The organism is Thiohalospira halophila DSM 15071 (genome assembly GCF_900112605.1).
In the GTDB taxonomy this organism is placed as follows: domain Bacteria; phylum Pseudomonadota; class Gammaproteobacteria; order Thiohalospirales; family Thiohalospiraceae; genus Thiohalospira; species Thiohalospira halophila.
This window is the reverse complement of record NZ_FOMJ01000011.1, coordinates 26,709-47,062: the sequence shown is the minus strand read 5'-3', so window position 1 is coordinate 47,062 and position 20,354 is coordinate 26,709. Positions and strand designations below refer to the sequence as shown.

Below are 20,354 nucleotides of genomic sequence, written 5' to 3'. Positions count from 1 at the left end.
CGTCGGAGTACTTCACAGGAACCCTCTCTTCGCCCCCGGTTGGTTATAACACCCTAGCATCGGATGAGGTTCCAACTAGCCTGACAGTGAGGGCCCCGCCTCCAGCCACCCGGCGAGGGTGGCGAAGGCGTCGGCGTCCTCGGTCTCCTCGGGAAGGACGGCCAGGGCGGCGGCGAGGCGACCCTCCCGGGTGCTGGCGGGGCGTTCGTCGCGGTACCCGTGTTCGTCCAGGTAGTCGGCCAGCTCGTCCATGAGGTTCCGGCGCAGCCCCTTTACGGCGCCGTTGCGCAGCGCCTCCAGGAGGCGGTCGGCGTCGCCGCCGGCGGTCTCGGCGGCGGCGATGATCTCGGGCAGCTTCTTGGAACGCGCGACGGGGCTGGTTGGATCCTCCAGCACTTCGCGGCTGACCGGTCGGCCGCGCCCCACCCGCCACTCGGCCAGCCAGGCCCGGGCGAAGCGGATACGGGTGCGCAGGGTCTCGGGATCGCCGAGCAGCCTTGCGGTGCCGGGTCGTTCCAGTAGGGCTTCCAGCCGGCCGAGGCGGTCGCCGCCAAGGGTGATGGCGCGGTGGAGGGTCTCGAGATCGTCCCGCAGCAGGTAGAAGGGGTGGAGGGCGCCGGCGTCGGCCCACGGGTCGATGGGCGGCACGCCCAGGCGGTGGGCGTAGTCGGCGGCCTCCTCGCCGGCTTCCGGGGCCGGGGGGCGCCGGTCCACCGGGGCGGCAAGCGCCTCCGGCGGCGCGGCGATGGCGCGACCGCGAATGGCGGCCAGATCGATGACGTGGGGGTCCTGGGGTTCCAGCCCCCAGCGGCCGATGTCTGCCGGCTGGGCGGTGAGGTAGAAGACCTGCCGGTCGGTCTCCGCCGCCAGGGTGCGCAGGCTGTCGGCCACGGCCTGGAAGCGCTCCGGATCGGTGGTGGTCAGCGCCTCGTCCAGGAAGACCGGCAGCGGCTCCCGGCCCTCCTCCCCGGCCAGGGCCCAGGCGGCGCGCACGGCGATGAGCAGCTGCATGCGGGTGCCGGTGGAGAGTTCGGCCAGGGCGCGGCGCTCGCCGGCGGCGGTATCCACCGCCTCCAGGGTGCCGTCCTCGGCCAGCTCCAGGCGGAAGGCGCCGCGGCTGAAGTCGGCCAGCCAGCCATCCGCGCGCTCCAGCAGGGCGGGGCGGTGCTCGGCGCGGTGCTCCCGGGCCACATCCTCCAGCAGCCAGGCGGCGGCGCGCCGCTCCAGGACGTCGTCGCGGACCTCGTCCCGGCGGTCCCGGGCGGCCTGGACCTCGGCCTCGGCCGCCTCCAGTGGCCGCTCCTCCCGGGCCCGCGCCAGTTCGTTCTCCAGATTGTGGACGTGGGTGAGGTGGTCGTCGGCCGCCTCGGCCCGTGCCTCCAGGGCCCGGTACTCCTCGGTGAGGGCGTCCCGTTCGCCCTCCTCGGCGCGGCGCAGGAGTTCTTCCTCTCGGCTCAGGTGGGCGCGCCCCTGGTGGATGAGGGTCTCTGCCCGCGCCGCGCGCTCCCGGGCCGCCTGCCAGCCGGGGAGCCGTTCCAGGCGCTGCTCCAGGGCGGCGTCGTCGTCGGCGGCCAGCCCCGCCTGCTCGAAGAGCGCCTGGATGGCAAGTTCCTGGTGCTGCTGCTGCTCCGCCTCGCGCTCGGCATCGCGGCGCGCCTCGGCGGCGTCCCGCTCGGCGGCGCGGAAGGCCTCGGCGCGCGAGCGGAGCTGTTCCACCGCCGTGCGGAGGGTGTCGAGGTCGCGATCGTCGGCCACCGGCTGGCCGAGGTCGGTGAGGAGGCGGGCGATGGTCGCGGCCTTCTCGCTCGCCTCATCCTCCGCCGTCCGGGCCTCGGCCGCGGCACCCTCGGCCTCGGCGCGGGCCCGGGTGAGGTTGGCGGCCTCCTGGAGCCAGCGGCCGGCGGCGCGCGGGGCGTGCTGCGGGTCCAGGCCGGCCGGGGCGAGCCGGGGGGCCAGCGCCTCGGTGAGCCCCCGCGCCTCTTCTTCCCACTGGGCGACCTCCTCGGCCCGGGCGCGGCGCTCGCCGGCGGCGGCGGTGGCCTCCTCGGCCCGGCGGCGCGCCTCCTCCAGCGCCTGCCGGCGATCCTGGACCCCCGGGCGGTCCCACGTCGTCGGCCCGTTGAGGCCGCGGCGCTGGAAGGCCTCCCGGGCGCGCTCCCGGGCCGCGGCCTCGGGCTGGCGGGGATCGAGGGCGGGCCAGAGGGCGTAGCCCCCGGCCGCGATGATGGCCACCGCGCCGGCCAGGGCGACGGGGTGGAGGCCGGCCAGGAGGGTGAGCGTGGCGGTGCCGGCGACCAGCAGGGCGGCGGCGGTGGCGGCCTGCCAGCGGCGAAGACGCGGTGGGTGGGCGGCCAGCCAGGCGTCGAGATCGGCGATGGCGGCGGCCAGGGTGTCGCGGTCCGGTTGCTCGTTATCGGCGGCGGGGAGGCGGTCGCGCAGCCGCCGACCGGCGGCAATGTCGGCTTCCAGCGCCGCCAGCCGGGCCAGGTCCGCCTCGGCCTCGGCCACCGTGGTCGGGTCCAGCTCCGGCAGGGTTTCGGTCGGCGCCTCCAGCCCCAGGACCCGGGCGTGTCCGGTGGCGCGCCCGCGCGCCTCTGCCTCGCGCTCCCGGGCCTCCCGGGCGCGGCGGAGGTCTTCCCCGAGGTCGTGCAGGCGGCGGCCCAGGTCGGCGAGGGTCGTCTCATCGGCGGCCGCGGCGAGCCCGGTGGCCGACTGCCGCGCCTCGGCCTCCTCGGCGTTCCGACGCGCCTCCTGGAGTCGCCGGGCGGCGGCGTCCCGTTCGTCGCGCAGCTGCCGGAGCTGCTCGGTCTCGTGGCCATGGAGCCGGTCCATCCCCTCGGGGAAGCCGGCCAGCTCGGCCCGGGCCGCCTCCCGCTCGGCCACGGCCTCGGCCAGCTCCACCGCCCGCTGGACCGGGGCCAGCCGTCGGCGGGCGCGGTCGGCCTCGGCGTGGTCGGCCCGCGCCTGCTCCAGCTCCCGCTCCTTGTGGGCGAGGCCGGCCTGGGTCTGCTGCGCCTCCCGCAGTTTCTGCTCGGCCTCCTGGAGCTGCTTTTTCTCCTCTCGCCCCTCGTTCTGCTTGATGTAGAAGGGGCCGCCCTGGCGAATCAGGGCCGTCGGGTCGTAGCCGCCGGCGAGCTGGCGGCCGACCTCCGCCTGGATGGTCGCCTCGGTATGGCTGTCGGCGGCGGTGAGCTCCTCCACCCCCAGGAGGTAGCCGGGGAGGCGATGGGCCTCCGGCAGCCGGGGCGGCTCCGCGGGCTGGCCGGCCCGCTCCCACTCCACGTGGGTGCCCAGCCGACGGGCGGTGAGGGGGCCGGCGGCGGTGTCGAAGTCCGCCTCCACGTGGACCCCGGGGGTGGTGTCCGGGGCGACCAGGTGGCGGAAGGCGCGCACCACGCTGGACTTGCCGGTGGCGTTGGGGCCGTGGACCACGAGGATCCCGTCCTCGAGGCCGCGCAGCTCGAAGGGCTCGGTGATCCCCGGCAGGCGCTGGATGGCCAGGCGGCGCAGCCTCATGCCCGTGCCCCTCCCCCGATCCCCGCCGGCTGGTCCTCGACCTGGGCCAGCAGCCGGTCCAGCGCCTCCAGGGCGGCGCGCTCCAGGGTGTCGGCCAGGGCGGCCTCGTCCATCGCCGGCGCCTCTGGGTCGTCGAAAGGGGCGCGGGCCATCTGGGGGAGGAGTTCCTGGCGCGCCCGCTCCAGCAGGGCGCGGCGCTCGGGGTCGTCCACCCCCCGGCCCAGGACCAGCAGTCGGCGGGCCAGGAGGCCGGCTGGGTCGCTGCTGGCGGCCAGTTCCGCCAGGTCCAGGGCCGGGCGCGCCTCCAGCCGCCAGGCCTCGACGAACCAGGTGCAGCCGTCGCGCTCGAGCTGCAGCCGGCGCAGGTCGGCGCTCGCCAGGTGGTCGGCCACCGCCCGGCGCAGGTCACTGCGGCCGGTGAGGTGAAGTCGGCAGCCCACGGCGCGGGGCAGGTGGCCGGCCTCGGCTAGCTGCCGGTGGCGGGCGTCGATGGCGGCCGCGATGGCGGTGTCCAGCTCGTCCAGGGCGGTGAGCGGCGTGAGGTCCACGGCGACCGATTCCCAGCGCACGGGGGCCAGCGGGAGCTGCTCGGCGCGGACCCCCTCGCCATCGGCGGTGACCAGCCAGGGGCCGTGGGCGCCGGGCTCGCCGGGGTCCAGCCCCATGAGGGAGCCGAGGTAGCCCATGGGCTGGGGGCCGGCGAGGTCGTCGGGGGCGTGGATGTGGCCCAGCAGCCAGGCGTCCACCTCCGCGCCCGCCAGTTCGCTGCTGCGCACCGGGGCGTAGCGGCTGTCGGTCTGGTCGCGGTCGCAGTGGAGGAGGCCCAGCCGCGGGTCGGGTCCGTTCCGGGGCGGCAGGCCGTCGGCCAGGGGGCTGCGCGGGTGGGCCGGGGCGGGGAAGGACCAGCCCAGCAGGCGGGCGCCGCCCAGGTCCATTTCTTCCCACTGGCCATCGCGGCCCAGGAGCCGGAGTTCGGGGAGGGCGTCGGCCAGGCGCGGGAGGACGGTGGTGTCGTGGTTGCCGCTCACCGCCACCGCCGGGATCCCGGCTCCGGCCAGGCGCTGGATCCCGCGCTCCAGGTCGCTCCAGGCCTCGTAGAGGTCCTCGGGGTGCTCCACCACGTCGCCGGCCAGGGCCACGGCGTCCACGCCCCGGGCGATGGCCGCCTCCACCGCGCCGTACCAGGCGGCGGCCGGGGTCAGCTCGCGGGGGTCGAGTCCGTCGGGCAGGCGCGCCGGGCGCCGCCCCAGGTGGATGTCGCCGATGGCCAGGATCCGTGGCATGGGGGAATCATCCCACGCTCGGGGCGTCGGCAAAAGGTGGGGCGGTCCCGGGGCGATCCGGGGACGATCCCGGGGGCGGCGGGCCCGGTAGCCTCTGGCCAGGTACGCCGTGAAGACCTCCCTGTCGGCTCGACGGCAGCATCCCTGCTGCCGACGACCTGGCCAGAGGCTACCGGCCCCGCCTTCCAGGCATGGCGTCACGCGGGAGTCCGGCCTGCTACCATGAGCCCGTTGACTCCAGGGGAGAGGGACCATGAGCGAGCGGATGGCGTGGGAGCGACTGCTCACCAACCACCGGCTGGGGGACGACGAGCGCCACGGGGGCGCCGAGTTCCGCACCGACTTCCAGCGCGACTTCGACCGGATCATCTTCTCGTCGGCCTTCCGCCGGCTCCAGGACAAGACCCAGGTCTTCCCTCTGGCGGAGAGCGACTACGTCCGCACCCGCCTGACCCACTCCCTGGAGGTTGCCTCGGTGGGCCGCTCCCTGGGGACCCGCGTGGGCGAGGAGGTGGTCCGGCGCGAGGGCTTTACCGAGGTGGGGCCGGGGGATATCGGCGCCATCGTCGCCGCCGCCTGCCTGGCCCACGATATCGGCAACCCGCCCTTCGGCCACTCCGGGGAGGACGCCATCCGCCACTGGGTTACCACCAGCCCGGTGGCGGCCCGCGCCCTGGAGGGGTGTACCCCCGAACAGCGCACCGAGTTCGAGCTCTTCGAGGGCAACGCCCAGGGCTTTCGCGTGGTCACCCGGCTGCAGAACCCCGACAACAGCGGCGGCCTGCAGCTGACCCACGCCACCCTGGGGGCGGCCCTGAAGTATCCCTGCCCGGCGCCGGCCATCGATCGCGCGGCCGGCGTCAGCCGCAAGAAGTACGGCTACTTCGCCGCCGAGGCCGACCACTTCCGGACGGTGGCGGCGGAGACCGGCCTGCTGGACCGGGGCGGCGGCGTCACCTGTCGCCACCCCCTGGCCTTCCTCATGGAGGCGGCGGACGATATCGCCTACCAGATCGTCGACTTCGAGGATGCCTACCGCATCGGGATCCTCGACTACACCACCGTGCGCGACCACTTCCTGGCGCTGCTGCGCGCGCCCGTGCTCGCCGAGGTGGAGGACCGCCTGCCCCGCCTGCGCGATGACAAGGAGCGGGTGGAGTACCTGCGGGCCCGGGCCATCAACGAGCTGGTGGAGCGCGCGGCGGAGGCCTTCCTGGAGCACGAGGGGGAGATCCTGGCCGGCCGTTTCGAGCGGGAGCTGCCGGAGGTCCTGCCGCAGACGGAGGCGCTGGAGGCCATTGCGACGCTGTCCCGGGAGCGGATCTACGACCACGTGGAGGTCCAGGAGGTCTGCGCGGCCGGTTACAGCGTCATTGGCGGGCTGCTGGACCTCTTCCACCAGGCGGCCCGCGAGACCGCCGAGGCGGCGGCCACGGACAAGCGTGCCGCGGCGCGGGCGCGCACCGTCGCCCACCTCATCCCCGACCAGTTCCTCTTCGGCCCCGACCCGGCCACCGGCGAGCGGGCCCGGATCACCGACCCCTACCGCCTGCTGCTCAACCTCACCGACTTCATCGCCGGGATGACCGACGGCTACGCCGTCTCCCTCTACAAGAAGGTCACCGGCATGGCGCTGCCCCACCGGGGGTAGTCCGTCGCGTCAGGTCGGCTGCGGCAGGAGCTCCTCCAGCGGGGCGGGGCGGTGGATGCCGAAGCCCTGGGCGAAGTCGACGCCCACCTCGGCGAGCCAGGACCGGGTCTCGGCATCCTCCACGAACTCCGCCACCGTGCGTGCCCCGAAGACCGCGGCCACCTGCCGCACCGACTCCACCACGGCCCGGTCCGCCGGGGAGTTCAGGGCGTCGCGGACGAAGCTGCCGTCGATCTTGATGTAGTCGAAGGGAAAGGTCTTCAAGTACTCGAAGCTCGCCAGGCCGGTGCCGAAGTCGTCCAGGGCCACCTTGTAGCCGCGCTTGCGCAGCCCGGCCAGCAGCCGGGTGGCCTGTTCCGGATGCTGGATCGCCTCGGTCTCGGTCACCTCGAAGGTCACCCGCCCCGGCTCCAGCCCGGCCAGTCCCGGTTGCTGGTCGATGTAGTCCAGCAGGGAAAGGTCGGAGAGCGACGCCCCGGAGAGGTTGATGGAGAGCCGGCACCCCGGCAGGGCGGCGCAGGCCGCCAGGGCGCGGGCGGCCACCCAGCGGTCCAGCGCCGGCACCAGGTTGAAGCGGGCGGCCACGTCCAGGAACTCCCCGGGGGAGAGCAGGGAGCCGTCGGTCTGCCGCAGCCGGACCAGGATCTCGTAGAAGGGCTCGTTGCCGTCCCCCAGCGGCTCCACCCGCTGGCCGAAGAGGGCGAAGCCGTCGGCGCGCTCCAGGGCCGAGCGGATGGTCTCCACCCGGCTCAGGGTGGCGCGCTCGTGGGCCAGTTCCGCCGGGTCCGCCGGGCGCAGGAGGATGCGGCGATCCGCCCGTTCCCGCGCCTGCTGGGTCACCAGGCTGGCCAGCGCCTGGGCCTCGCTGGCGGGCAGGGCCTGGTTCGCCTCCAGCTGCAGCATGCCGATAGTGGGGTGGAGGGTTAGCGGCAGGGGGCCGCCACGATAGCGGTAGCCGTCGATGGCGTCGTAGAGCCACTCCAGGCTGGCGGCGGAGGTGGCGAGGTCCTGCGTGTCCAGCAGGGCATAGGTCCCCCGGCCGATCCGGGCCGCCACCGCGCCCGCCGGCGTATTCTCCACCAGCCGGTCGGCGATCCACTCCTCGATCTCGTTGGTCGGCTCCAGGCCCAGGACGTCCACCGCCTTGCGCACCGCCGGCACGTCGATGGAGGCGAGCAGGGCGGGGTGGTCGGACTCCGCCTGGCGGGTGAGGTGGTCATCCAGTTCCCGCTCGTTGGCCAGGCCGGTGAGGTCGTCCCGGCGGGCGCTGGCCCGCTCCGAGGCGAGGTAGCGGCGCAGGAGCTCGGCCATGGCGGCGACCACCTGGGCCATGACCGTGAAGGCCAGGACCAGGATGACCACCTCCAGCAGGTCGCGCAGCTGGGCGCCATCGGTGGCCGCGCCGCTGCGGGCGATGGCCGTGGTCACCAGGCCCACCGCGATGGCGGCGGTGACCAGATCCTGGAAGAGCGGCCGGGCGCGGCCGGCGGAGATGGCCAGCAGCGGGAAGTAGAGGAAGGTAGCCGCCCGCGCCAGGGACTCCGAGCCGGTCCCCGCGAGGAAGGCCTCCAGGCCGACGACGGCGACGAGGCCGAGGAACCAGGGCAGCTGCCAGGACTCCGGCTGTAGCGCCGCCTCCAGATCCCGGTCAGCGAGCGCACGCCCCAGCCGGGCGGCAAGGCCGGTGAAGACCAGCACCCCGAAGGCCTCCGAGATGGCATAGACCCCCCAGGCGTGGCCGAAGTCGTACTGCGCGTACTCGGGATCCAGGCGCAGCCCCAGGGTGCCCAGGAGGCTGCTCACCAGCACCCCCAGGCCGATCCCGACGGCGTAGGTCCAGAGGAGTTCGCCCACCGGCCCGGGCCGATCCAGCCGCGCCTCAAGCTGGCGCAAGACGGTCACCGCCAGCCAGGGGCCCAGGGCGGTCCCCACCGCCGGCAGCAGCCAGGGCAGGGGGTCACCGCCGCGAAAGCCCACCGCCCAGCCGTAGAGCACCACCGCCAGCAGCGGCAGCAGGCGCGGGCCGAAGGCGATGGCCAGCCCCAGCGCCAGCCCGGCCGGCGGCCAGATGAGCGAGGCCTCCCGGTCGCCGATGGCGAAGCTCCGGGAGAGTTCCGCGGCGAGTACCATGGCGACGGCGGCCAGCACCCACATCAGGGGGCCGGCGCTGCGAGGGCGGCACAACAGGAAGGAGTCGTGCGGGGCGCGGTTCGAGTGCGGCATCAGGGGTCCGACGGGTGAATCGAGGGCCAGTATAGTCACGGTGGTCGCGACATGCCGCCCCCCGGCGCCCCGAGAGACCCCGCCGGGCCCCGGTTGACGGCCGGGGGTCCCTGTTCGAAGGTAAGTGCCATTCCGCGACAGTCAGGAGGCCATCCATGCAGGGCGATTCCGGGGTCATCAGCGCGCTCAACGAACTGCTGGCGGGGGAGCTCACCGCCGCCGACCAGTACTTTGTCCATGCGCGCATGTACGAGGACTGGGGCTACCAGGCCCTCTACGAGAAGGCCGAGCACGAGCGCCAGGAGGAGATCGACCACGCCGACTGGCTCATCCGGCGCATCCTCTTTCTGGGCGGGACGCCGGACCTGGCCACGCGCCAGCCGCTGAACGTGGGCCACGACGTCCCCTCGATGCTGCGCAACGACCTGGACCTGGAATACGCTGTGGTGGAGCACCTGCGCCGGGTCATCGCCCTGTGCGAGAGCGCCGGGGATGCGGTCACCCGGGAGCTGCTGGAGAAGCTGCTGGATGATACCGAGCGCGACCACACCCACTGGCTGGAGAAGCAGCTCCACCTCATCGACTCCATGGGGCTGGCCAACTATCTTCAGCTGAGGACCCACGACCACGGCGGCGGAGACGCCGAGGGCTGAGAGCCATGGGCGTTATCGAGAACTTCGAGGCGATGCTGGAGCAGGGGCAGGACAATGCCATGCTCCGCTACGGCCTGGGCAATGCCTACCTGGGCGAGGGGCGGGCCGAGGAGGCCATTCCCCACCTGGCGAAGGCTACCGAACACGATCCGAACTACTCGGCGGCCTGGAAGGCGTGGGGGCAGGCGCTGGTGGATGCCGCGCGCCCGGAGGAGGCGGTGGCCGTCTTCGATCGCGGCATTGCCGCCGCCGACGAGCGCGGGGATCGCCAGGCGGCCAAGGAGATGCAGGTCTTCCGCAAGCGGGCCGCCCGCGCCGCCGGGGTGGAATAGCCAGCTCGGCCTGCCCCGCAACGGGGCAGGATCGGGGGCGACTGGGCCGAAGCGGTGCCCCCGTGGACGGTCCGGCGCGGCCTCACGGTCCGGGAGCCCGGGCACGCCCCTTGCAGCGACTCCGGCAGAGTCCAGCCGGAGAAGAGCCGTGCAACCCCATCCACCCCTCACCATCCGTCGGGCGAGCAGCGCCGACGTCCCCTCCCTGGCCGACCTGCTTACTGAACTCTTCACCCTGGAGGAGAACTTCGAGCCCCGCCCGGAGCGCCAGCGCGCCGGCCTGGAGGCGCTGCTGGCCGATACCCGACGATCCGTGATCCTGGTGGCCGATGCCGGCGCCAGCCCGGTGGGTATGGCCACCCTGCAGACCGTGCTCTCCACCGCCGAGGGCGGGCCGGTGGGCTGGGTCGAGGATATCGTGGTCTCCACGCCGTGGCGTCGTGCGGGAGTGGGGTCGGCCCTGCTGGAGGGGGTGGAGTCCGAGGCCCGCCATCGCGGCCTGATCCGCCTGCAGCTGGTGGCCCAGGAGGACAATACCATCGCCCGCCGCTTCTACACCGCCCGCGGCTGGCGGGAGACCAGTCTGGGCGTTCTGCGCCGCGGCCTTACCTGAATCGGGTCCCTCAGCCCGGGGGCCAGCCGAATTCGCGCCCCGCCAGCAGGTGGAGGTGGACGTGGAAGACCGTCTGCCCGGCCTTCTCGTTGGTGTTGAGGTTCATCCGGTAGCCGTCCTCGGCCAGCCCCAGCTGCCCGGCGATGTCCCGGGCGGTGAGGACCAGCTTGCCGATGAGTTCGGCATCCTCGGCGGCGAAGTCGTTCACCGTGGCCACGTGGCGGCGCGGGATCACCAGGATGTGGTGGGGCGCCTGCGGGTGGAGGTCCCGGAAGGCGACCACGTCGTCATCCTGGTAGACGATGTCCGCCGGCAGCTCCCCGGCGGCGATGCGGCAGAAGAGGCAGTCGGTCATGGCCATTGCTCCTGACGGTGAGAGTGGCCGGGGAGTATACCGGACGCGCTACGGCGACGGGTTGGGGTAGCGGGTATGGATGGCCTCGATCCCCTCCATGACCTCGTCGGAGAGCGTCAGCTCGTGGCTGGCGATGTTGTTGCGCAGCTGCTCCATGCTGGTCGCCCCGATGATGTTGCTGGTGAGGAAGGGGCGGCTGTTCACGTAGGCCAGGGCCATCTGCGCCGGGTCCAGGTCGTGGGCGTGGGCCAGGGCGACGTACTCCTCCGTGGCCATGCGCGCCTGCTCGCCCATGTAGCGGTCGAAGCGCGGGAACAGGCTGATCCGCGCCCCCTCCGGACGGGCGCCGTCGATGTACTTGCCCGACAGCACCCCGAAGGCCAGCGGCGAGTAGGCCAGCAGGCCGGCCTTCTCGCGGAGGGAGACCTCGGCCAGCCCCACCTCGTAGGTGCGGTTGAGCAGGTTGTAGGGGTTCTGGACCGAGACCACCCGGGGCAGCCCCTCGCGCTCGGCCAGCTCCAGGTAGCGCATGACCCCCCAGGGCGTCTCGTTGGACAGCCCCACGTAGCGGATCTTGCCGGCCGCCACGGCGTCGCCCAGGGCGCGCAGGGTCTCCTCGAAGGCGGTGCAGTCGGCGGGGTCCTCGCCCTCCGGATAGCCCAGCTCGCCGAAGAAGTTGGTGTTCCGCTCCGGCCAGTGGAGCTGGTAGAGGTCGAGGTAGTCGGTCTGCAGTCGTTTAAGGGAGCCGTCGATGGCGTCGGTGAGGGTCTGGCGGGTGTAGCGGGTGTGGCCACCGCGGATATGGTCGGGGCCCGGGCCGGCGATCTTGGAGGCCAGCACCAGGTCGTCCCGCCGCCCGCGCCGGGCCAGCCAGTTGCCGATGATGGTCTCGGTGGCGGTGAAGGTCTCCGCCTCCGGCGGCACCGGGTAGAGCTCGGCGGTGTCGATGAAGTTGATGCCCGCCTCGCCGGTGGCGTGGTCCAGCTGTTCGAAGGCCTCCGCCTCGGTGTTCTGTCTGCCCCAGGTCATGGTGCCCAGGCAGAGCTTGCTCACCTGAATGCCGGTATTGCCGAGCTCTCGGTAGTCCAAGTTGATCCTCCCGCTGGATGTGGCGATGATGAACCGAAGCCCCCAGCATAGATCACGCGCCGGGGTCGGTAACGAGGAGGGAAGATGGTGTTCCTGCGTCGACGATCCAACCCCCGCAAGCTCCGCGAGGCCTTCCTGGCGCGCTACGCCGGGCGGCACCTGATCCTCCACCGGGGCCTGGACCCCTTCTGGGTGGAGGAGCTGCTCAAGGAGCCCGGCGGCATGGGCCACTTCCGCATCGACCTGTCGCAGCAGCCGGGCAGGCGGCCCACGCCGGTGGAGTGGGTCGCCCACCAGCAGGTCGCCCCGCTGGAATTGCCGCTACCCCTGCTGGCGGCGGTGGACCGCCAGGGTCGGGTCACCCTGCGCCACCTCACTCGCGGGGGCGAGGCCTTCCACCCCTCGGAGCTGGCCTGGCTGCGCGACGAACTGGACGAGCGCTTCCACGCCCGGCTGCACCCGGCGGCTGAGGGCGGCTTCGAGGTGGAATGGGGGATCCCGGTGGAGGACAACACCATCGAGACCGACTACGGTTTCTCGCTGGGCTGACGCGCATCCAAGAATAAGAAAAACGCAGTGGCATAACCCCCGCCGGAGCGTTCAATATAACCGGCTATCCGGGGGAATACTGCTGACCAGGGAGAGGGCAGAATGGTGGAAGACGAACAACGGCAGGGCGAGGCTCCCGGGGCGGATCGGATCCTGGCGGCCCTGCCGGACCCGACCCTGGTGGTGGATGTCGACACCTACGAGGTGGTCTACTGGAACGAGGCGGCCGAGGCCATCTACGGTCGACCCGACGGGCCGCAATCCACCTGCTACGCCCTGACTCGCCAGAGCTCGGTCCCCTGTAACAAGGCGGGCCACTCCTGCCCGCTGGAGACCATGCGCGTCCTCGGCGAGCCGGTCGCCGTGGAACAGACCCACACCGACGGGGACGGCCGCCGCCGTTATACCCGCCTCCACGCCGCCCCCCTGCGTGACGATGAGGGTCGGGTGCGCTGGGTCACCGAGACCCACATGGATATCACCGACCGGCGTGATTCCGAGCGCTGGCACGCCGGGGACCGGGCGCGCAAGCAGCAGTACCTGGACGTGGCCCGGGTCATGCTGCTGGTCCTCGACCCCCGGGGCCGGGTGGCCGAGGTCAATCCCTACGGCGCCGAGCTGCTGGGCATGCCGCGGGAGCACGTGGAGGCGCTGGACTGGATCGCGACCTTCGTGCCGCCGGAGAAGCGCGAGACCATGCGGGAGACCTTCCGCGGCATCCTGGAGGGGCGGGTGGATCCCGAGGGCGATTTCGAGCACGACATCCTGGTCGCCGGGAACGAGCGGCGCCTCATGGCCTTCCGCAACGCGGTCCTTCACGACGACGAGGGCGAAATCGCCGGGGTCCTCTCCTCCGCCGAGGACATCACCGAGCGGCGCCGCCTGGAGGCCCGGGAGCGCACCCATCGGCACGCCCTGGAGCAGCTCCACGCCATCGCCGCCGATGCCGATCTGGGGCTGGCCGAGAAGCTCCGTCAGCTCCTGGCCCTGGGCTGCGAGACCCTGGGCATGGATTACGGCGGCCTCTCCCTGCGGGGGAGTGGCAACTGCCGGCTGCGTTACGTCTACAGCCCCGACGGTGTCCTGCAGCCCGGCCAGCGGGTGACCCCCGGTAACCGGGGTGGCCTGTGCCTCTCGCGCAGCGACGGCGAACGGGAGTTTCCCGCGAGCCTGAGCGTCGCCGTGGAGGTGGACGGGCGCAGCCGCGGGGCACTCCACTTCGTCAGCACCGATGCGCGCTCCGAGGGCGGGGAATACGAGCGCGAATTCCTGGGGCTCCTGGCCCAGTGGGCGGGGTACGAACTCGGCCGGAACGAGGCCTATCGGGCCCTGGAGCACGCCGCGACCTTCGATGCCCTCACCGGCTCCTACGGCCGGCTCCACCTCGACCACACCCTGGAGGCGGAACTCAGCGAGGCACAACGGCTGGGTACGCCGCTGAGCCTGCTCATGTTCGACATCGACCACTTCAAGGCGATCAACGACTCCCTGGGCCACGGCGTGGGTGACGATATCCTGCGGGAGCTGGTGGCCCGCCTGGCGGGCAATCTGCGGGTGGCCGACGTCCTGGCGCGCTACGGGGGCGAGGAGTTCGTCGCCATCCTGCCCCGGACCGACCGCGAGGGGGCCCTCGCCCTGGCGGAGAAGCTGCGTCGACAGGTGGCCGACTACGCCTTCCCCGTGGCGGGCGAGGTCACCATCAGCATCGGGGCGGCCACCACCGACGGCTCCGAGAGCCAGCACGCCCTGCTCCGCCGCCTGGACGACGCCCTCTACGCGGCCAAGGACGGGGGGCGGGATCGTGTCGAGGCGGCGGTCCCTGCCCATGGGGAGGGGCCGCCGGCCAGGGGCTAGTAGCGCCGGACGCGACCGCGCCAGGCGAGCAGCAGGACTCCGCCGAAGAGCATCCCGCCGAGATGGGCGAAGTGGGCCACCCCGGCCTGGGTCCCGCTCACGCCCAACCACAGCTCGATGGCGCCGAAGATCAGCACGAACCACTTCGCCTTCAGCGGGATCGGGGGGAAGAGCAGGATCAGCCGCTGATTGGGCCAGGTGACCCCGAAGGCCAGCAGTACGCCGAAGACCCCGCCGGAGGCGCCGATGGTGGGATGGATATCGCCGCCGGCGGAGACCACCAGGAGCTGCACCAGCCCCGCGCCGGCGACGCAGATCAGGAAGTAGAAGGCGAAGCGTCGCGACCCCCAGGCGTTTTCCAGCGGGACCCCGAACATCCACAGGGCGAAGAGGTTCACGAAGAGGTGGAAGGGTCCGCCGTGGAGGAAGCCGTAGGTCAGTAGCTGGTACCAGTGGAATCCCGGCACCCGCATGGGTCCGTCCGGCGTCATCACCATCGCCGGCGCCTCCAGCGGCCAGAGCGCAAAGAGGCGGAAGAGCTCCGGCAGGATCCCCTGCGCCAGGAACAGGCCGCCGTTGACCAGCAGCAGGCCGATGATGACCGGCGGGAAGGGATCGAAGCGGCGGGCGGGACGCATGGGACTCTCCGCGGGGACTGCGCAGCATGGTAGCAGACCGTTGAGCCCCTCCGCCGTGCCGACCATACTCCGCGGCAGGAACGGTTGGCAGCGGAGGTAGGCATGGTTGCCCTGCCCGAGACCCTGGCGGCCTGGGACCGGGCCGACTTCGAGGCGGTCTTTACCCGGGAACTCGCGGCCGTCGACCGCGACACCCTGCCCCTGCAGGCCGGCCTGAGCCGGACCCAGCAAGCGCTGGATGACCCGGTGAGCGCCACCCTCCTGCACCGCGAAGCGGACCCCGAGCGGCTCCACCTGCGCGCCGGCCTCTTCTATACCGGTATGGATATCGGCTGTAGCTGTGCCGACGACCCCACCCCGGTGGAGCCGGAACCGGAGTACTGCACCGTGGCCGTCACCATCGACCGCGCCAGCGGAGAGGCGACCATTCAGCTCACCGAGTAAGCCGCAGGCAGCCGAGAGGGGCCCTCAGGGGCAGCCGAAGTGGAGGCGGCGGTAGGCGTCCACCACCTCGCGCAGGCTGTTGCGGACCTGCTCGACCTGGCCCATGCCCCACTCCCCCCGGGCGCGTTCCAGGTAGGCCAGTGCCTCGGGGTGGAAGAGGGCGCGCTTCTCCTCCAGCGCGTCCAGGTGGCGACCCAGGCCGCCGAGGCCCACTTGATCCAGATCCGCCTCCAGGGCGGTGATTCGCTCTTCCAGTGACATGGTTCTCTCGCTCCAGTACTGCGGGCGCGGTAGTCTAACCGACACACCGACAGGGAGCATGGGCAAGCGGATGGCGCGACTGAATGCCCGGGGGCTGACCACCGCCCGCATCGGCCCCCTCGAACTGGCGCTGGCAATCGGGGAGTGCATCGGGCTCGCCGGGCCCTCGGGCAGCGGCAAGACCCAGCTGCTGCGTGCGCTGGCCGATCTCGATGCTCGGCAGGGGGCACTCGCTCTGGACGGGGTCCCCGCTGATGACGTGGAGCCCACGGAGTGGCGGCGGCGAGTGGGGTTGCTGCCGGCGGAGCCGGTCTGGTGGGCAGAGACAGTGGGCGCTCACTTTCCGCTCGATACCGACCCGCCCCTGGCGGCGCTGGGGCTCAACCGCGCCATCCTGCAGCGGGCGCCGTCGACCTGCTCCACCGGCGAACGCCAGCGCCTGGCCCTGGCGCGGCTGCTGGCGCGCGACCCGCAGGTCCTGCTGCTGGACGAGCCGACGGCCAATCTCGATGCCGCCAGTGCCGGGCGCGTGGTGGAGTGCATCCGGGAGCGGCGTGACACCGGAGTGGCCGTGCTCTGGGTGGCCCACGACGAGGCGGAGCTGGGCCGGGTCGCCGACCGCCGCCTGACCCTGGTGGATGGCCGAGTCGAGACAGGGGAGGCGGCATGGAGCTGATCCGGCTGACCCCCTGGGACCTGGGCCTGGCCGCCGGGCTGGTCCTGCTGCTGGCGGGGCTCTCCACCCTTCTGGGGCTGGGCATCGGCCGGCGCTTCGTCGTCGCCACCCTGCGCATGGCTGTCCAGCTCGCCCTGGTGGGGCTGGTGCTGGAGGCGCTCTTCGCCGCCGCCACTCCCTGGTGGCTACTGCCGGTGGCGGGGGTGATGCTGGCGGTGGCCGGGCGCGAGGTGGCCGCCCGCCAGCCCCACCGCTTCCGCGGCGGCTGGGGCTACGGGCTGGGGACGCTCTCCATGTTCGTCGCCGCCTTCTCGGTGACCCTGCTCGCCCTGCTGGCCATCATCCAGCCGGCGCCGTGGCACGCGCCGCAGTACGCCATCCCCCTGCTGGGGATGCTCCTGGGCAATACCATGAACGGCGTCGCCCTGGGGCTGGAACGGCTCACCTCGGCGGCGGTGGAGCAGCGGGCGGTCATCGAGCAGCGGCTGATGCTGGGCGAGGACCGCGCCCAGGCCCTGGCCGACATCCGGCGCGACGCCATGCGGGTGGGCATGGTCCCGGTGATCAACGCCATGGCCGCCGCCGGGGTGGTCAGCCTCCCCGGCATGATGACCGGCCAGATCCTCTCCGGCACCCCGCCGGCGGAGGCGGTGAAGTACCAGATCCTCATCATGGCGCTCATCGCCGTGGGAACCGGCCTGGGCACCCTGGTGGCGGTCGCCCTGGGCGCCCGCCGCCTCTTCGACGAGCGCCAGCGGTTGCGGCTGGAGCGGCTGCGCTAGGACACCGTCTCCCTGAACGAGAAAACCCCCGCGGAGCAAAGGCTCCGACGGGGGTCGATGGAGCGGACGGGGCTGCCGATCAGGCAGTGGTGTAAGCGGACAGCTTCCGATCCTCGGCCATCACCTTGCCCAGGTTGTCTACCAGCTCGCCCGCGGTGGTGTCGGCGCCGGCGTAGATGCTGCTGAAGTTGTCACGAGCCGCCTGGTAGAAGGCGTCCCGATCGGCCTCGGCAACGCCGATGACATCGGCCAGCGAGGCGAGGGTCTCGCCACCGCCGGCTGCCATGTCGTGAGCCAGCTTCTCCATGTTCGCGGAGGCGAACTGAGTGGCACGAGCGGAGGCCTGCACGGTGCCATTGGTATCGCAACCCAGGGTTCCGGTGGAGATGCCGAAGGTCTGGTTACCGGAAATGCCGTTGGTGGTCACGGCCAGGACCTGGGGAACGAGGCCGGACTGCCCCTCGAAGATCATGGTCCCGGCACCGCAGCCGGTGGAGTCCTTGGCCATGGCTGCACCGGCGGGGAGGCTGATGAAGGCAGCCGCGAGAATCGTCTTCTTGAACATGGGTATCTCCTTGTCTCTGCAGTTGATATCGCTGCGTCCTCAACATTCCCCTAACGTCGTGGTGGTGTCAATCCATTTTCGAAACGACGGTGCGCATCCAGGTCAGGATCCGGTCCCGGTTCTCCGGTCTGTTCGTGGTCTGGATGTGCCCCGCTTCCGGGAGGAGCCAGAAATCGCTGCCGGGGCCGGCCAACTCGTGCAGTCGAGCGCTGTGATGGGGCGGGATGATCGAGTCTCCGCGATTGTGGAGCAGCAGCAGGGGGAGGGGGTCGAAAGCCGCCATGTAACGATCCGGGCTGAAGGTATCGTCCACGGTCCATGCCCCGAGGTACTGGAACGGCCAGGTAAGCCAGAAGCCGGCCAGCTTCTCCCGGGTGATGGCGCGGAAGCTGGAGAAGGGGCTGTCGAGGATGGCGCCGGCGATTGCCGGGCGATGTTCGGAATGCGAAAGGGCGGCCGGTAGGAGAGCGGCTCCCAGGCTCTGCCCCCAGGCGATGACGCGCCCGGGTTCCACACCCTCCTGAGTAAGTGCCTCGGCGAGGCCGGCCCGCATGTCGGCGACCAGTCCGGCAGGCGTGGGGCTGCCTTCGGAGGAGCCGTAACCGCGATAGTCCATAAGGAAGACGTTGAAACCCCGTCGGGGCAGCCAGAAGACGCTGGCCAGATGGGTGGAGACGTTCTCCGCATTGCCGTGGAAGAAGACGACCGTCCCCTTCGCGCTGGCGGCAGGGAGGAACCAGCCGTGGAGTTGCGGGCCGCCCTCCGACCGAAAATAGACGTCCCGGTAGTCCACGCCGACGTCCGAGGGCGTCCGTACCCAGGGCTCGGCGGGATGGAAGAAGAGGCCGGTGCAGCCATTCAGTACCAGCAGGGCGAGCAGGGTCAGAAATAGACGTGCCACGACAGTCCGGCCTCATCGGTCAAGTGGTCGAAGGTCCGACGGCGTTCCAGCTGGAGGCGCAGCGCGTGGTTGCGGCCGAGTGTCCAGCGTCCGCGCAGGCGCAGGTGGGCCTCACTGTGAGTGGCGCCGGCGGCGAAGCGAAGGCCCCCCGCCTCCAGGTTCCAGCGCCATCCCTCGCCCGTGTCGAGATAGAGGCCGAGGCGTCCGCCAAGCCCGGCACCCGCACTGGGATCCAGGCCACCACCCACATCCACGGCCGATTCTGCGAACACGTAGGGTCGGGCCGGGCCGGCCAGCCAGGCCATTCCGGTCCCGCCCCGGGTGCGCCAGACGCCGGGCCCATTCCCGGCCTCACCGTTGGCGTTCACCGGATACCGGTGGTAACCGCTGGTGACCCGCCAGGAGAGCCCCCGGATGAACGGGCCGCGGGGGGCGAGGGAGACGATGTCGATGATGTCGAACCGTTCCACCTCCAGGCGCCGTTCGCGTTGGTCGGCGTCCATGTAGTGCCGGAGATGGAGATCCGCGAAATTGATCCGCGCACCGGGGATGAAGCCCCCTTCGGGGTCCAGGATGTCGTGATAGGTGGCCCGGAGTCGGAGGGACTGGAAGGCCCCGCCTTCGCGGCTGCCGAAGCCGAGCGCCGCCCGGGCCGAGCCGTGGCCCTCATCGGGTCGCACCTGCGGTTCCGTGAGCGGTGTGCGGTTGTCCGGGACGCCTGTGGCCGCGCGCTGGACCAGGAGTTCATGGCCCCGCCCTGCCAGATCGTCGCGTGAGGCCTCGCCCTCCCGGTATCGATGGCGAAGATCGAGGTAGGCCAGGTCGAGGATCCTCGCGGCCGCCTCCGGATCCTGTCGGGAGAGCGCGTCCTCCGGGATCGAGGTGCCCCGGGAGCATTGCCGGGCCAGGCCGGCCTGCGCCGCCTCCAGGGCCCGGGCGCGTTCTCGGACGCGGGTGGCCAGGGCGGGCCGGTAGTCCGTCCCATCCACCAGGCCGGCCCTGCGGACCGCCTTGACCGTGTCGGCCGGGATGGCCCAGAGATCGAACTCCTCGGAGAGGTCCAGCGACGGGCGTGCCACCTCCAGCAGGGCCAGGAGCTGGCTGGAGCAGTTTTCGCTGAAGAAGTAATAGTCGAAGCGGACGCCTCGCATCTCCCAGACGTGGCGAACCAGCTGGTCCACCTCGGCGGGTTCGAGATCCAGGCGATATTCCCAGATATCCCGGCTCTCCATGTCGTTATAGAGTTTGATCTTCTCGTGGTACGGGGCGATGGAGAAGGTACCGGGGTAGAAGCCGGCAATGCCCTTGAAGGCGAAGGCGATGCCGCCGTCATTGCCCGGGTCGGCGGCGTAGTTGACGGTGGGTGAGAGCATCTTGGTCTGTCGGTCCTGGCCCTCCCGATCCAGCCGGAGCAGGGTGTGTCCGTACATGGAGGAGGGGTTGTTCAGATAGGCGGCCGGGAAGATCAGGGTCGCTCCCCGGGGGCCACCCAGGGACTCCTTCCAGTCCTCGAACGCCGTACAGGTCGGCTCGGGGAGGTCCGCTTCCGCAAGGTCGAGTTGCTCATTCAGCCAGTGGAAGCGGGCCGGGTAGCGGCAGCGTGGGTGACGGTCTCCCTGGCCGGCGGGGCGGAAGAAGCCGTGCAGCGTTGCCTCCAGTTCCGCGGCGGGATCACCGTCGCCCTCCGGAGCCAGGAAGAATCCGGGATCGTCCACCTGACTGCGGCGGTTGGCGTGGCCCTCGCGAGCATGCAGCAGGAAGCGCCAGGCGCGCTGTCCCGCGAGGTCTTCGGCCCGGGCCCGATCGATGATGGGTTCCGGGGCACCGGCCCGGGCAGTGTGCGTACCGGCAACGAGAAAGGTGGCCACGAGCAACAGAAGGCAACGGGCGGGTAGACGGAGCATGGTCCTCAGGACTTTTCCGGATGAAAGACGCCAGGCTACCAGAGATTGGTCACCCGCTTGTCGTG

Annotated in this window: 19 protein-coding genes; 9 read left to right on the top strand and 10 right to left on the bottom strand. The window is 71.9% G+C overall.

The features are described 5' to 3' along the window. Positions 1-75: 75 nt before the first annotated feature. Together BM272_RS12635 and BM272_RS12630 are read right to left on the bottom strand one after the other, a co-directional pair. Entirely contained in the window at positions 76-3,516 is a 3,441-nt protein-coding gene (locus BM272_RS12635) for a hypothetical protein (protein WP_093429157.1), read from the bottom strand. Next, the gene (locus BM272_RS12630) at positions 3,513-4,799 is read right to left on the bottom strand and encodes a DNA repair exonuclease (RefSeq protein WP_093429156.1); all 1,287 of its coding nucleotides are present in this window, start codon (positions 4,797-4,799) and stop codon (positions 3,513-3,515) included. The genes BM272_RS12635 and BM272_RS12630 overlap by 4 nt, the downstream gene beginning before the upstream one ends. 253 nt (positions 4,800-5,052) lie before the next feature. Between BM272_RS12630 and BM272_RS12625 the strand changes: the two genes are divergently transcribed. Next, the gene (locus BM272_RS12625; RefSeq protein WP_205407818.1) at positions 5,053-6,450 is read left to right on the top strand and encodes a deoxyguanosinetriphosphate triphosphohydrolase; all 1,398 of its coding nucleotides are present in this window, start codon (positions 5,053-5,055) and stop codon (positions 6,448-6,450) included. A gap of 9 nt (positions 6,451-6,459) precedes the next feature. Here the strand turns inward: BM272_RS12625 and BM272_RS12620 are convergent, their stop codons facing one another. Next, positions 6,460-8,673, bottom strand: coding sequence for an EAL domain-containing protein (locus BM272_RS12620; protein ID WP_093429155.1), 2,214 nt, complete (start codon positions 8,671-8,673; stop codon positions 6,460-6,462). 155 nt (positions 8,674-8,828) lie between these two features. Between BM272_RS12620 and bfr the strand changes: the two genes are divergently transcribed. The 3 genes from bfr to BM272_RS12605 all read left to right on the top strand — a co-directional run bounded on the left by bfr (position 8,829) and on the right by BM272_RS12605 (position 10,271). After that, positions 8,829-9,326, top strand: a complete 498-nt coding sequence (bfr, locus tag BM272_RS12615) for a bacterioferritin (protein ID WP_093429154.1) — start codon at positions 8,829-8,831, stop codon at positions 9,324-9,326. A 5-nt stretch (positions 9,327-9,331) separates the two neighbouring features. Then, a complete protein-coding gene (locus BM272_RS12610; RefSeq protein WP_093429153.1) occupies positions 9,332-9,658 on the top strand; it encodes a tetratricopeptide repeat protein in 327 nt (108 codons plus the stop codon). 148 nt (positions 9,659-9,806) lie between these two features. Next, positions 9,807-10,271 carry a GNAT family N-acetyltransferase gene (locus BM272_RS12605; protein WP_205407817.1) on the top strand — a complete coding sequence of 155 codons (465 nt, stop codon included), beginning with the start codon at positions 9,807-9,809 and terminating at the stop codon, positions 10,269-10,271. Between the two features lie 10 nt (positions 10,272-10,281). Here the strand turns inward: BM272_RS12605 and BM272_RS12600 are convergent, their stop codons facing one another. Beyond that, positions 10,282-10,626 carry a histidine triad nucleotide-binding protein gene (locus BM272_RS12600; protein WP_093429152.1) on the bottom strand — a complete coding sequence of 115 codons (345 nt, stop codon included), beginning with the start codon at positions 10,624-10,626 and terminating at the stop codon, positions 10,282-10,284. A 48-nt stretch (positions 10,627-10,674) separates the two neighbouring features. Further along, positions 10,675-11,715, bottom strand: a complete 1,041-nt coding sequence (locus BM272_RS12595; RefSeq protein ID WP_093429151.1) for an NADP(H)-dependent aldo-keto reductase — start codon at positions 11,713-11,715, stop codon at positions 10,675-10,677. An 84-nt stretch (positions 11,716-11,799) separates the two neighbouring features. Here BM272_RS12595 and BM272_RS12590 point away from each other — a divergent pair, with 84 nt between their 5' ends. Together BM272_RS12590 and BM272_RS12585 are read left to right on the top strand one after the other, a co-directional pair. Then, positions 11,800-12,264 carry a hypothetical protein gene (locus tag BM272_RS12590; RefSeq protein WP_093429150.1) on the top strand — a complete coding sequence of 155 codons (465 nt, stop codon included), beginning with the start codon at positions 11,800-11,802 and terminating at the stop codon, positions 12,262-12,264. Between the two features lie 102 nt (positions 12,265-12,366). After that, positions 12,367-14,118: a sensor domain-containing diguanylate cyclase gene (locus BM272_RS12585; RefSeq protein ID WP_093429149.1), complete on the top strand. Its 1,752-nt coding sequence runs from the start codon at positions 12,367-12,369 to the stop codon at positions 14,116-14,118. Here BM272_RS12585 and BM272_RS12580 read toward each other — a convergent pair. Then, complete coding sequence (locus BM272_RS12580; RefSeq protein ID WP_093429148.1) at positions 14,115-14,756, bottom strand: rhomboid family intramembrane serine protease; 642 nt, start codon at positions 14,754-14,756, stop codon at positions 14,115-14,117. The two genes, BM272_RS12585 and BM272_RS12580, sit on opposite strands and share 4 nt — an antisense overlap. Positions 14,757-14,858: 102 nt before the next feature. Here BM272_RS12580 and BM272_RS12575 point away from each other — a divergent pair, with 102 nt between their 5' ends. Then, a complete protein-coding gene (locus BM272_RS12575) occupies positions 14,859-15,200 on the top strand; it encodes a hypothetical protein (RefSeq protein ID WP_093429147.1) in 342 nt (113 codons plus the stop codon). Between the two features lie 24 nt (positions 15,201-15,224). Here BM272_RS12575 and BM272_RS12570 read toward each other — a convergent pair whose 3' ends face one another. Further along, complete coding sequence (locus BM272_RS12570) at positions 15,225-15,461, bottom strand: hypothetical protein (protein ID WP_093429146.1); 237 nt, start codon at positions 15,459-15,461, stop codon at positions 15,225-15,227. Between the two features lie 70 nt (positions 15,462-15,531). Between BM272_RS12570 and BM272_RS12565 the strand changes: the two genes are divergently transcribed. Together BM272_RS12565 and BM272_RS12560 are read left to right on the top strand one after the other, a co-directional pair. Next, the gene (locus BM272_RS12565) at positions 15,532-16,137 is read left to right on the top strand and encodes an ABC transporter ATP-binding protein (RefSeq protein ID WP_093429161.1); all 606 of its coding nucleotides are present in this window, start codon (positions 15,532-15,534) and stop codon (positions 16,135-16,137) included. Beyond that, positions 16,128-16,919: an ABC transporter permease gene (locus BM272_RS12560; RefSeq protein WP_093429145.1), complete on the top strand. Its 792-nt coding sequence runs from the start codon at positions 16,128-16,130 to the stop codon at positions 16,917-16,919. The genes BM272_RS12565 and BM272_RS12560 overlap by 10 nt, the downstream gene beginning before the upstream one ends. Before the next feature lie 79 nt (positions 16,920-16,998). Here BM272_RS12560 and BM272_RS12555 read toward each other — a convergent pair whose 3' ends face one another. From BM272_RS12555 to BM272_RS12545, 3 genes are all read right to left on the bottom strand, one after another. Further along, the gene (locus BM272_RS12555; RefSeq protein WP_093429144.1) at positions 16,999-17,484 is read right to left on the bottom strand and encodes a DUF3015 family protein; all 486 of its coding nucleotides are present in this window, start codon (positions 17,482-17,484) and stop codon (positions 16,999-17,001) included. A 67-nt stretch (positions 17,485-17,551) separates the two neighbouring features. Continuing rightward, positions 17,552-18,385 (bottom strand): alpha/beta hydrolase, encoded by an 834-nt coding sequence (locus tag BM272_RS12550; protein ID WP_093429143.1) that lies wholly within the window; start codon positions 18,383-18,385, stop codon positions 17,552-17,554. Further along, positions 18,367-20,289 (bottom strand): Lnb N-terminal periplasmic domain-containing protein, encoded by a 1,923-nt coding sequence (locus BM272_RS12545; RefSeq protein WP_093429142.1) that lies wholly within the window; start codon positions 20,287-20,289, stop codon positions 18,367-18,369. Before BM272_RS12545 ends, BM272_RS12550 begins: the two co-directional genes overlap by 19 nt. Positions 20,290-20,354 lie beyond the last annotated feature (65 nt).

What these genes read in the sequence shown, in the direction of transcription:
- BM272_RS12635 (WP_093429157.1), bottom strand. Translation starts at nt 3,516, where the DNA reads ATGAGGCTGCGCCGCCTGGCCATCCAGCGCCTGCCGGGGATCACCGAG.
- BM272_RS12630 (WP_093429156.1), bottom strand. Translation starts at nt 4,799, where the DNA reads ATGCCACGGATCCTGGCCATCGGCGACATCCACCTGGGGCGGCGCCCG.
- BM272_RS12625 (WP_205407818.1), top strand. Translation starts at nt 5,053, where the DNA reads ATGAGCGAGCGGATGGCGTGGGAGCGACTGCTCACCAACCACCGGCTG.
- BM272_RS12620 (WP_093429155.1), bottom strand. Translation starts at nt 8,673, where the DNA reads ATGCCGCACTCGAACCGCGCCCCGCACGACTCCTTCCTGTTGTGCCGC.
- bfr (WP_093429154.1), top strand. Translation starts at nt 8,829, where the DNA reads ATGCAGGGCGATTCCGGGGTCATCAGCGCGCTCAACGAACTGCTGGCG.
- BM272_RS12610 (WP_093429153.1), top strand. Translation starts at nt 9,332, where the DNA reads ATGGGCGTTATCGAGAACTTCGAGGCGATGCTGGAGCAGGGGCAGGAC.
- BM272_RS12600 (WP_093429152.1), bottom strand. Translation starts at nt 10,626, where the DNA reads ATGACCGACTGCCTCTTCTGCCGCATCGCCGCCGGGGAGCTGCCGGCG.
- BM272_RS12590 (WP_093429150.1), top strand. Translation starts at nt 11,800, where the DNA reads ATGGTGTTCCTGCGTCGACGATCCAACCCCCGCAAGCTCCGCGAGGCC.
- BM272_RS12585 (WP_093429149.1), top strand. Translation starts at nt 12,367, where the DNA reads ATGGTGGAAGACGAACAACGGCAGGGCGAGGCTCCCGGGGCGGATCGG.
- BM272_RS12580 (WP_093429148.1), bottom strand. Translation starts at nt 14,756, where the DNA reads ATGCGTCCCGCCCGCCGCTTCGATCCCTTCCCGCCGGTCATCATCGGC.
- BM272_RS12575 (WP_093429147.1), top strand. Translation starts at nt 14,859, where the DNA reads ATGGTTGCCCTGCCCGAGACCCTGGCGGCCTGGGACCGGGCCGACTTC.
- BM272_RS12570 (WP_093429146.1), bottom strand. Translation starts at nt 15,461, where the DNA reads ATGTCACTGGAAGAGCGAATCACCGCCCTGGAGGCGGATCTGGATCAA.
- BM272_RS12565 (WP_093429161.1), top strand. Translation starts at nt 15,532, where the DNA reads ATGGCGCGACTGAATGCCCGGGGGCTGACCACCGCCCGCATCGGCCCC.
- BM272_RS12560 (WP_093429145.1), top strand. Translation starts at nt 16,128, where the DNA reads ATGGAGCTGATCCGGCTGACCCCCTGGGACCTGGGCCTGGCCGCCGGG.
- BM272_RS12555 (WP_093429144.1), bottom strand. Translation starts at nt 17,484, where the DNA reads ATGTTCAAGAAGACGATTCTCGCGGCTGCCTTCATCAGCCTCCCCGCC.
- BM272_RS12545 (WP_093429142.1), bottom strand. Translation starts at nt 20,289, where the DNA reads ATGCTCCGTCTACCCGCCCGTTGCCTTCTGTTGCTCGTGGCCACCTTT.